Annotated in this window: 10 protein-coding genes; 2 read left to right on the plus strand and 8 right to left on the minus strand. The window is 43.5% G+C overall.

What is annotated here, in order from left to right:
• The first annotated feature begins 66 nt into the window (after positions 1–66).
• The gene (locus tag GNE10_RS08540; protein ID WP_260446841.1) at positions 67–579 is read left to right on the plus strand and encodes a DUF3122 domain-containing protein; all 513 of its coding nucleotides are present in this window, start codon (positions 67–69) and stop codon (positions 577–579) included.
• 6 nt (positions 580–585) lie between these two features.
• Here GNE10_RS08540 and GNE10_RS08545 read toward each other — a convergent pair whose 3' ends face one another.
• A complete protein-coding gene (locus tag GNE10_RS08545) occupies positions 586–1,209 on the minus strand; it encodes a class I SAM-dependent methyltransferase (protein WP_185564580.1) in 624 nt (207 codons plus the stop codon).
• Positions 1,210–1,303: 94 nt separating this feature from the next.
• Between GNE10_RS08545 and hemH the strand changes: the two genes are divergently transcribed.
• Positions 1,304–2,470, plus strand: coding sequence for a ferrochelatase (gene hemH / locus GNE10_RS08550; protein WP_099069864.1), 1,167 nt, complete (start codon positions 1,304–1,306; stop codon positions 2,468–2,470).
• 175 nt (positions 2,471–2,645) lie between these two features.
• On the opposite strand, the gene GNE10_RS08555 is transcribed toward hemH, so the two are convergent.
• The 7 genes from GNE10_RS08555 to gndA all read right to left on the minus strand — a co-directional run bounded on the left by GNE10_RS08555 (position 2,646) and on the right by gndA (position 10,455).
• Complete coding sequence (locus GNE10_RS08555) at positions 2,646–3,197, minus strand: DUF4126 domain-containing protein (RefSeq protein ID WP_185564582.1); 552 nt, start codon at positions 3,195–3,197, stop codon at positions 2,646–2,648.
• Between the two features lie 205 nt (positions 3,198–3,402).
• Positions 3,403–4,698 (minus strand): adenylosuccinate lyase, encoded by a 1,296-nt coding sequence (gene purB, locus GNE10_RS08560; protein WP_185564584.1) that lies wholly within the window; start codon positions 4,696–4,698, stop codon positions 3,403–3,405.
• 257 nt (positions 4,699–4,955) lie between these two features.
• Positions 4,956–5,987, minus strand: a complete 1,032-nt coding sequence (locus GNE10_RS08565) for a YihY/virulence factor BrkB family protein (RefSeq protein ID WP_185564586.1) — start codon at positions 5,985–5,987, stop codon at positions 4,956–4,958.
• A 172-nt stretch (positions 5,988–6,159) separates the two neighbouring features.
• Positions 6,160–7,692, minus strand: coding sequence for a YifB family Mg chelatase-like AAA ATPase (locus GNE10_RS08570; RefSeq protein WP_185564588.1), 1,533 nt, complete (start codon positions 7,690–7,692; stop codon positions 6,160–6,162).
• 156 nt (positions 7,693–7,848) lie between these two features.
• Entirely contained in the window at positions 7,849–8,130 is a 282-nt protein-coding gene (gene rpmA / locus GNE10_RS08575) for a 50S ribosomal protein L27 (protein WP_099069847.1), read from the minus strand.
• Between the two features lie 37 nt (positions 8,131–8,167).
• The gene (gene rplU, locus GNE10_RS08580) at positions 8,168–8,572 is read right to left on the minus strand and encodes a 50S ribosomal protein L21 (RefSeq protein ID WP_099069846.1); all 405 of its coding nucleotides are present in this window, start codon (positions 8,570–8,572) and stop codon (positions 8,168–8,170) included.
• Positions 8,573–9,021: 449 nt separating this feature from the next.
• Positions 9,022–10,455: an NADP-dependent phosphogluconate dehydrogenase gene (gndA, locus tag GNE10_RS08585; protein WP_185564590.1), complete on the minus strand. Its 1,434-nt coding sequence runs from the start codon at positions 10,453–10,455 to the stop codon at positions 9,022–9,024.
• Between the last annotated feature and the right edge of the window lie 193 nt (positions 10,456–10,648).

Consider the following 10,648-nt stretch of genomic DNA (forward strand, 5'->3'; position numbering starts at 1 on the left):
ATTTTTACGCCTCGCAACGCAAATGTCTGCGGCTTTACTCCTGAATTCTGCTATAAAATGTGCAGTATGAAGCAAAAATTGCAAGAATGTTTTTGGCATTGCGCCTTAGTAATCCTTCTAGCATTGGCTGTATGCGGATGGAGTATTGAGCCAGCACAAGCACTGCTACGTCAACATCATGACTCTCCTAATGTCTTACGCTACCACTCGCAAGTATCCATCAAAGATGAATTTGGATATGCTTGGCAAGTGTTACTATTCAAACAGAATTACAACAATCCAGTCAAAGATTTACGGTTGCGCTTGGTTGGCTTTCCTGGTGTTGTTGAAATTGCTCACCCCCAACCACTATTAATTGAAACAGTAGGGGGAAAATTGTTGAGTGCATCGGACGCATTCCCCCTAACTGCACCTGCACCCAATGTGGGCGAATATAACTTAACAGATGTCGTAGCTAAATTACCAACAACCGATGCTCTTAAACTTTATGTCCCCATCTCCAATAAACAGCCATTGATTCTCAATATACCCAACACTGTAGTTACCGAGTGGCAATGGCTAGTGACAGAGATTAATTGATGAAAATTACTTCTTTGCTTGTATAACTTGCAAACTACCACCTGCATACAAAGTCTGCTTACTCACCTCAAACCCAATTTCTGTTAACAAACCAGGTAAATCAGTTTTTAATAATTCCCAAGCGGTTTCTGTCTCAAACAACAACAAAAACAGTGATACTCCAGGCCAAAATATGGGATTTGTGGGAGTATGAAAATCTACCAGTGTAAATACCCCTCCTGGTTTTAGCACTCGATAAACCTCATTAATAATCTTTCGTAATTGCTGGGGTTCCATTTCGTGTAGTGCAGCGCTGGTATGCACCACATCAAACAGATTATCTGCAAATGGCATTTCCTCAGCAAAAGCTTGCACGTAAGAAGCTGAGGGTACATTTTGCCGTGCCCGTTGCAAGGAAAAGGGCGAAGCATCTAGTCCTGTTACGTTTTGTGAAAGTTTCACCAACAATTGTGTTGCTTGTCCACTCCCGCAACATAAATCTAAAACCTGAGTACCTGAGTCAATTATTAAGCCTTGCAAAGCAAGTTGTCGAAAACGGCCTTCACCACCGACACTCAAGGCTGCTAGACGAGAAATACTATCATATAGCCACTGATAGCGGTAACTCAAATCCCTTAAAATTGTTGCCATTGCATATTTCCTTGCTATTAAGCTTTATATTTAATAAAGATATATTGTTAACATTAGTAAAAAACCTGAAAAGTATCGGGGGAAAGTAACTGCTATGGGTCGTGTAGGCGTCTTATTACTCAATCTCGGTGGCCCCGATAAGCTAGAAGATGTGGGGCCGTTTTTGTACAACCTATTTTCCGATCCGGAAATTATTCGCCTACCGTTTCGTTGGTTGCAAAAACCCCTAGCTTGGTTCATAGCCACCCGCCGAACCAGAACATCTCAAGAAAATTATAAGCAAATTGGTGGCGGTTCCCCATTGCGGCGGATTACAGAAGCCCAAGGTGAAGCCCTCAAAGAACAGTTAAGTTATTTAGGGCAACAAGCTAATATTTATGTGGGAATGCGTTACTGGCATCCGTATACAGAAGAAGCGATCGCCCAGCTTACCCAGGATAATGTAGAACAGCTGGTAATCTTGCCACTTTATCCCCAGTTTTCTATCAGTACCAGTGGTTCCAGCTTCCGGCTTTTAGAAAAGCTTTGGCAACAAGACCCCAAACTTCAACGCATTGATTACACCGTCATTCCTTCCTGGTACAAACAATCAAGCTACCTGCAAGTAATGGCAGAACTCATAGCCCAAGAACTCGAACAATTTCCCAACCCAAATGACGTTCATATCTTCTTCAGCGCTCACGGCGTCCCCAAAAGCTACGTTGAAGAAGCAGGCGACCCCTACCAACAAGAAATTGAGGAATGTACTGCCTTAATTATGGAGACCCTCAATCGACCCAATGCCCACACCTTGGCTTATCAAAGTCGCGTCGGCCCAGTGGAATGGCTGCAACCTTATACTGAGGATGCCCTCAAAGAACTAGCCGCACAAGGTGTGAAAGATTTGGTAGTCGTACCCATCAGTTTTGTTTCAGAACACATTGAAACACTACAAGAAATCGATATTGAATATCGAGAAGTGGCAGAAGAAGCAGGAATTCACAACTTCCGTCGCGTACCAGCTCCCAATACCCATCCAGTATTTATTAACGCACTAGCCGAATTAGTGATTGATGCGCTGAAAAACCCCAGTTTCAAGCTGTCCCAAGCAGCCCAAATGAAAAAAATGGTGAAAATGTATCCCCAAGAACGTTGGGAGTGGGGTCTCACCACTAGCGCCGAAGTGTGGAACGGTCGTATTGCTATGCTGGGCTTCATTGCCTTAATCATCGAGCTGATTACCGGTCAGGGTATATTGCATATGATTGGAATATTGCAATAAAGGGCAAAGGGCAAAGGGTAAAGGGTAAAGGGCAAAGGGCAAAGGGTAAAGGGCAAAGGGAAAAAGAAAGATCCCTCCTTTAACCTTTCCCCTTTTCCCCAATCCCGATTCCCTACTCCCCAATACTGATTCCCTACTCCCCAATACTGATTCCCTACTCCCCAATACTGATTCCCTACTCCCTAATCACCACTCCCTTGCGATACCAGTCATACCATTGCTTAGCGCTACGAACTGCAAACCACAGCAAAATTAAAGCAATTAATCCTCCTTGCCAGGGAGCATCAAAGGCAAAAAGTACCAGAGCAATACATAAGGTATCTTGAAGAAATACTGCCCATAAGGGTAAGCCGCGTAACCTATAGAACCAACCCACTTGAACTAGCTGGAGTACTAAAGCTAACAAACCGCCAGTTAAGCCAATCAGCCAGTGTGGTGTTGCTGTGGCAGAAGCTACCGCTAGCCCCATAATTGCCCCCACAAGGGGAGACATTAATAACTGAATCATTTGTAGGAGTCTTTGTCCCCATAGTTTCTTTGAGGCTAATAATTCAACTAACGACCAACTGGTAAGGCAGGTTAATAATATTGGTGGAGAAATATGAGATAAAATTGGAACTTGCGACCACAAATTGCTTCCCTGCAACAGTCCAATAATTAGCAAAGGTATGCCTATTCTCATTCCTGCTGCCGCAGAAGCAGAGAGCGTAGCTAGGATTTCAATCATCAAAGCACTCGCAGCACGAATAAATAAGTAAGTATTTGTTATGTATACTACCCACCGTTGTTGGTAATTACAGCAGCAGATTAGAAGTATTTTTTGGGCATGGGGTATGGGGGAAGCAGGGGAAAAGGTTAAAGGTTAAAGGGAAAAGGAATCAATTTAATCTTTCCCCTTTTCCCTTTACCCCTTTCCCTTTCCCCAATAAGATTTAAATTCCTAACCGTTGGTAAACTTCTTCTAAGTGCCGCAGATGTTGTTGGGGGTCGAAACACACCTCTAGTTCTGCTGGGGACAATTTTTCGGTAACGCGGGGGTCTTTACTAATTAAGTCTTGGAAATTGCCTTCTGGCTTGTTCCAAGCTGCGTGGGCGCTTCCTTGAACGATCGCATAAGCTTCTTCACGACTCAATCCCTTGTCTATCAAGGCTAGTAGGACTTTTTGACTGAAGACAACGCCGCCGTAGCAATTGAGGTTGCGTTCCATGTTCTCAGGATAAACCAGCAGGTTTTTCACTAACTCAGTGATTTCTACCAGCATAAAATGAGTCAAAATGCAACTATCTGGTAAAATTACCCGTTCTACGGAACTGTGGGAAATATCCCGTTCGTGCCATAAGGCAACGTTTTCCAAGGCTGCACCGGCATGGCTTCTCACAAGTCGTGCCATTCCTGTGAGCCGTTCGGAACGGATGGGATTGCGCTTGTGTGGCATGGCTGAGGAGCCTTTTTGTCCTTTGGCGAAAAATTCTTCGACTTCTAGAACGTCTGTTTTTTGGAGATTGCGAATTTCTACCGCAAAGCGTTCGATGGATGCCGCTAATAAAGCTAATTGTTGCACGTAGTCGGCGTGGCGATCGCGGGAAATTACTTGTGTTGACGCGGTATCTGGTTGCAGTCCGAGTTTTTGGCAAGCGATGGCTTCTATTCGCGGTTCGACGTTGGCGTAGGTACCCACTGCACCAGAAATTTTACCCACGGCAATGGTTTGACGCAGAATTCTCAGGCGTTCTTGGTGTCGCAAAACTTCCGCTAACCAGCCGGCTAGCTTGAAACCAAAAGTGATCGGTTCGGCGTGAATACCGTGCGATCGACCAATCATCACTGTATGACGATGCTCCTGTGCCTTTTGGCGAATCGCACCAATCAAATCTTCCACACGTTGCAATAATACATCCAAACTAGCAACCAATTGCAGTGCTAAAGCTGTATCCAGTACATCGGAACTAGTTAATCCCAAGTGAATATAGCGTCCGGCATCTCCTACATATTCATTGACATTTGTCAAGAAAGCTATTACATCGTGGCGAACTTCAGCTTCAATTTCTAGCACCCGCTTTGGATCGAAATTTGCCTTTGCTTTAATTTCCTCAACAGCCTCAGACGGAATGTAACCCAACTCAGCCTGAGCCTCACAAACTGCGATTTCTACTTGCAGCCAGGTTTTTAACTTATAGGCTTCACTCCACAAATTACCCATTTCGGGCAGAGTATAACGCTCAATCACAATCTGGCACAGAATACAACGGTCATATTTTACAGTTTATTTAGCATATAGGAATCTGATTTGATTTGTGAATTTGCTTGTTCAGGTGGAAAATGGGGAATAGGCAATGGGCAATAGGCAATCAGAAAATGTAAATGAAAAATCTGACAGTAAAATTATTACCGTCAGCCGTAAGTAGCCATGTCTACGACGGGCTACGCCCAGCTTTTTTGCTTTGACGAATTAATTACATACCCATTAACTTGACTTTTTAGCAACTAAAAATGCTGGTTTCTTCTTTTATATCTCAAGCGTTTGGGTTTGGTAAAATTGCGAATTAAGCGGCTGATTAATTTAGAAAAAGACTGTTTATTATTACTTTGTTTTTTCTGAGGAGTATTGTTGCTGTTTGTTGTTTGATCGGTAGAGGTTTTCTCATCCAGAGGTACAGCATGTTTAGTAGGTGTGATTCCACTTCCGTGCCTCCTGGAATATACTTGAGTAAACTCAGCACCAAAAAAAAGAATTTGTGCTGCATAATTAACCCAGGCCAAAATCACCACTAGGGAACCCGCAGCACCATAGGTGGAACCAAAACTACCATTCCCTAAATATTGCCCTAATAAAAATCTGCCAATGGAAAACAAAAATGAAGTGAGACTAGCTCCAATTAAAACATCACTCCAAGCAATGTTGACATCTGGTAGAACTTTAAAAATTAGTCCGAATAGGAATGTAGTAATGACAAAAGAAATAATGAAATTGAGAATTTGCCAGAGAAAATCAACACCTGGTATTAAATTACTAAAGTAAGTGGCTAATGCTGCTAAAGCTGCACTAATTATCAGAGATACCAAAAGTAAAAAACCAATACCTAACACCATTGCAAAGGAGAGAAAGCGTAGGCGAATCATGTTAGTTACAGTGCGTCCGGGTTTCGGTTTGACTTCCCAAATTGTATTAAGAGAATCTTGCAATTCAGTAAATAAACCAGTAGCACCTAACAGCAAAACTCCAACACTAATAATCGACGCCATCATACCAGTTTGTGGTTTGTTAGCATTCTGAATGGCTGTTTGGATGAATTCTGCTCCAGACGCCCCGACTAAACCTTGAATTTGTCGGACAATTTCACCCCTAGCGGCTTCTTCTCCATACACCGCACCAGCGATCGCAATTACAATAATTAGCAATGGTGCAATAGAAAAAATCGTGTAATAAGCCAACGCTGCGGCTAACCGAGAGGCTTTATCCTCACTCCATTCCTGAAAAGTCTCTTGGAACAACTTCCAAATCGCCTGCAAATTCATTAAGCCAGTCTCCTTCTAGGGGATGTTTTTTAGTCCCTGATATATTGGATACTGATTTGCTAATGAGGCACATCTTCCCCAGGATATTACTGTAGCTGACTTGAGGAGGAATTCCGAGTTGTACTGCGATATATTGACTCCTGACTTGTGAATTCTGAATTCTGACTCCTTTTTACTGCATTCTGTCAATTGTGCGATATTGAATTGCTTCTGCTACATGATTCGGTCTTAACTCTTCCTCGGCTGCTAAATCTGCAATCGTCCGTGCTACTTTGAGAATGCGATCGCTTGCTCTTGCAGATAAACCTAATTTTCTAATTGCCATTTCTAATAAATTGCGACTTCCATCATCTAGCTTGCACCATCTTTGCAAATGATTACTTTGCATTTGGGCATTGCAACGCAGATTTGCTTCTGTTTGAAAACGATTAATTGCGCGATCGCGTGCTTGTTGTACTCGTTGACGCACCGATGTTGATGCTTCTCCCGTGGGTTGTTGGGTAATTTCTTCTGGTTTTAAGCGATTCACCGCCACTTGTAAATCAATTCGATCCATCAACGGCCCAGAAAGTTTTGCCCAATATTGCTCGCGTTGCCTGGGAGAACAAGTACACTGTTGGATAGTATCGCCATAATAACCGCAAGGACAAGGGTTGGTACTAGCCACCAAAGTAAACTGCGCGGGAAACATCACTGATAATTTAGTACGAGAAATCGTCACAAAGCCATCTTCTAAAGGTTGACGCAGAAATTCTAAAACATCGCGTTTAAATTCCGTCAGTTCATCCATAAATAATATGCCATTGTGAGATAATGATATCTCCCCAGGACGAGGAAAGCTACCACCACCTACCAGAGAGGGGCCGGATGCTGAGTGATGGGGACTGCGAAAAGGGCGATCGCGTACTAAAGAACCACGATTTTTCAATAAACCAGCCACCGAATGAATTCGAGTCACCTCTAAAGATTCAGCAAAACTCAAAGGCGGCAAAATTCCCGGTAAACGCCGCGCTAACATAGTTTTACCGCTACCTGGCGGCCCGACAAACACCAAGTTATGCCCGCCAGCCGCAGCAATTTCTAAGGCACGACGCCCATGAGTTTGTCCTTTAACATCTTGTAAATCTGGTGAATGTACAGACGTTACATGTAACGTCTCTAAATTATCAGCAATCTGCACAGGTTTGTAACGCCCTGGATTATTTAAAAAGTCCACCACATCCGAGAGATGTTGGCAACCATAAACAGCCAAACCTTCCACCACTGCTGCTTCTTGGGCATTATCAGCAGGGAGAACTAAACCTATAATGCCCATCTTTTGGGCAGCAGCAGCGATGGGTAATACACCAGCCACTGGACGCAAACTGCCATCCAGTGATACCTCACCTAAAAATAGATAATCTCCTAATAAATCAGCGTTAATTTGCTCAGAAGCCGCCAAAATTCCCACACTAATAGGTAAATCGAAACAGGGGCCTTCTTTGCGTAAATCGGCTGGAGTTAAATTAATGACAATTTTTCGCATGGGAAAGGCGAAACCTGCATTTTTGAGGGTTGCCTTCACCCTTTCTCTTGATTCCTGAATCGCTGAATCTGGAAGCCCCAAGACAACAATTCCCGGTAATCCTCCTGAAACATCGACTTCCACGCCTACTTTAACAGCATCGATACCAACAATTGATGCACTCCAGACTCTAGCAAGCATTTTTTCTATAACACTAAACCTTTAGCATCTCTAGCAGATGAGTCTGGAAATTGGCATGGGTGAAACCACACAGACAATTTTGAGAGTATTTTAGATTTTAGATTGAGAAATCAAATTAAGGGCGGGGCAAATGGTCGTTTGTCCCCACCTTATTTTCTAGCTTGCTACTTCTTCAGTAGCGGTTGCCACTGAATAAATACTAACTTTTTTACGGGTTTTGCCCTTTCTTTCAAAGGTTACTACACCGTCGATTAAGGCAAACAAAGTGTCATCGCTACCAATACCGACATTGTTACCAGGGTGAAATTTAGTGCCACGCTGACGCACGAGAATATTTCCTGCACGTACAACTTGACCGCCATAGCGCTTGACGCCTAGACGTTGGGCATTAGAGTCACGACCGTTGCGTGTACTACCTGTTCCTTTCTTATGAGCCATGATTTCCTTGTTATTTATCTACGTTATCTTTTCTCTATTATTCTGCAACGGTTTCCGCTTCTTGAGCAGGAGTGTCATCTACAGCAGGACTTCCATCGGTTGCAGCTGAAGCAGTAAACACCGCACCATTAAGACTAATGGAGTCAATGAAAAGCCTGGTAACTTCTTGGCGATGTCCGCGTTTTTTGCGGGTTTTCTTTTTCGGCTTCATTTTGTATACCAGGACTTTACGATCTCTGAAATGTCGCAGTACAGTCCCTTCTACAGTTGCACCTGATACTCGTGGCTGTCCAATGGTGACTTCGCCATCATGCTGGAGCAATAATACTGTATCTATTGTAACTTTTTCATCTGCTTGCACAGGAAGCAGTTCAATGTCGTAAAACCGTCCCGGCTCTACTCTGATTTGTTTGCCACCAGTTTCAATAATTGCGTAGGTCATGGAATTGTCCTTGAAGTTGCCGTACAGGTAGCTGGTTTTCCCAGCTTTTGCAATATGTCTACCTGTTCCGAGCGGAATTAGACAGACAATCTATAATCATATTCTATTCAAAGGGTCTAAGTCAATAAAAGGGAACAGGGAAAATTCAGCCACGCCACTTGCGGGTAGGGTTTCAACCCTTCGGCTGACGCTCACGGCGAAACTTACCTTACAAAACAAAGACTATACCAATTTGAAAAAAGAATGATACAGATGGATTTTCAGAATCGAAATGTACAAAGCAATTCCTAATCCAAAATCTAAAATCTAAAATCCAAAATGGTATTATTTTGTGGTAGCTGGGGGTGGGCTTTGATAAAAAAATGACTCTGAAATTCAGAGTCACTCTTAAAATTGCAGTTGAAAACGCTTTAAACTTTCACAATATGCTGGTGTATGAGTGCGAAAGCCTATTTTTTATGAGCTTCAGCAATTGGTACCCATTCAGTGTGGAAGGTTCCTGGCTTATCAAGACGCAGGTAAGTGTGTGCGCCGAAGTAGTCGCGTTGTGCTTGAGTGAGGTTTTGGGGTAGGCGATCGCGGCGATAGCTGTCAAAATAATCCAAGGATGCGCTAAATGCGGGTACTGGAATTCCCAGTGTTGCAGCTGTCGCAATCACTTCCCGCCAAGCAGTCTGTCTGTCGAGAATTGTCTGCTTAAATTCGGGAGCTAACAGCAAGTTAGGCAAAGTTGGATTTTCGCTAAAAGCCTTCTTAATCTTATTCAAAAAGCGAGCGCGAATAATACAGCCACCTTTCCAAATCCGCGCCATTTCGCTCAGATTCAAATTCCAGTTATATGTTTTTGAAGCTGTAGAAAGCAGCGCCATACCTTGGGCGTAAGAACAGATTTTTGAGCAATAGAGAGCATCCCGTACTTTGTTGATAAAGTCCTTGGTTTGCCCGCTATACTTGCCACTGGGGCCTGTGAGGACTTTAGATGCTGCTACCCGTTCTTCTTTGATAGAAGATATAATCCGGGCATTCACAGCCGCTGTGATTGTGGGAATCGAAACTCCCAATTCCAGTGCAGTTTGCACAGTCCAGCGTCCAGTTCCCTTTTGACCAGCTGCATCAACAATCAAGTCCACCAGGGGTAGATTTGTATCTGGGTCAATGTAAGGGAAGATATTCTTCGTAATCTCAATCAAAAATGAATCGAGTTCGTCGGTGGTGTTCCATTCAGCAAACACTTCATGTAGCTGATTATGGTCTAATCCAGCCGCATTTTTGAGCAAGTCGTAGGCTTCAGCAATGAGCTGCATATCGCCATACTCAATGCCATTATGTACCATTTTTACATAGTGCCCAGAACCGCCAGGGCCAATGTACGTTACACAAGGGCCGTCATCGACTTGGGCAGCAATTTTGTTGAAAATTGGTGATAAATACTCGTAAGAACTGGTTGTACCACCAGGCATTAGTGAAGGGCCGTTTAGCGCCCCTTCTTCACCGCCACTGACGCCCATACCAAGATACCGCAGTCCAGCAGGTTCTAATTCTTGAGTGCGTCTTTCTGTGTCTTCAAACCAAGAGTTACCACCGTCGATAACGATATCGCCTTCATCTAGCAAAGGTCTGAGTTGAGCAATCACCGCATCCACTGGCTTACCAGCTTGCACCATCACAAGGATTTTGCGGGGACGTTCCAATGAGGCGACAAATTCTTCTAGGGTAAAAGCGGCTTTGACGTTCCGTCCTGGCGCACGCTGCGCCATAAAGGCATCCGTTTTTTCTCTGGAGCGGTTGTAAACTGCAATTGGGAAGCCATTACGTTCGACGTTTAGAGCGATATTCTCACCCATAACGGCTAGTCCAATCACACCAAAGCTTTGTAGTGTCATAAATTTGTTTGGCTAACTCTTGCAGATCCTTTCATCTTTTAGGGTAGTCCGAGATTTTCGCCGATCTCCTAAAGAAGACCTTAAGAGTTGATCTCAACGACAAAAATCCACAAGTAACACAGATAATTAATTTTAAGTTGTATCTAAATCAACAATTGATAAAAGGAAATGGGGAATGGGCACTGGGCAGAGA

The organism is Nostoc sp. 2RC, from assembly GCF_014222165.1.
Classification (GTDB): Bacteria; Cyanobacteriota; Cyanobacteriia; order Cyanobacteriales; family Nostocaceae; genus Nostoc; species Nostoc linckia.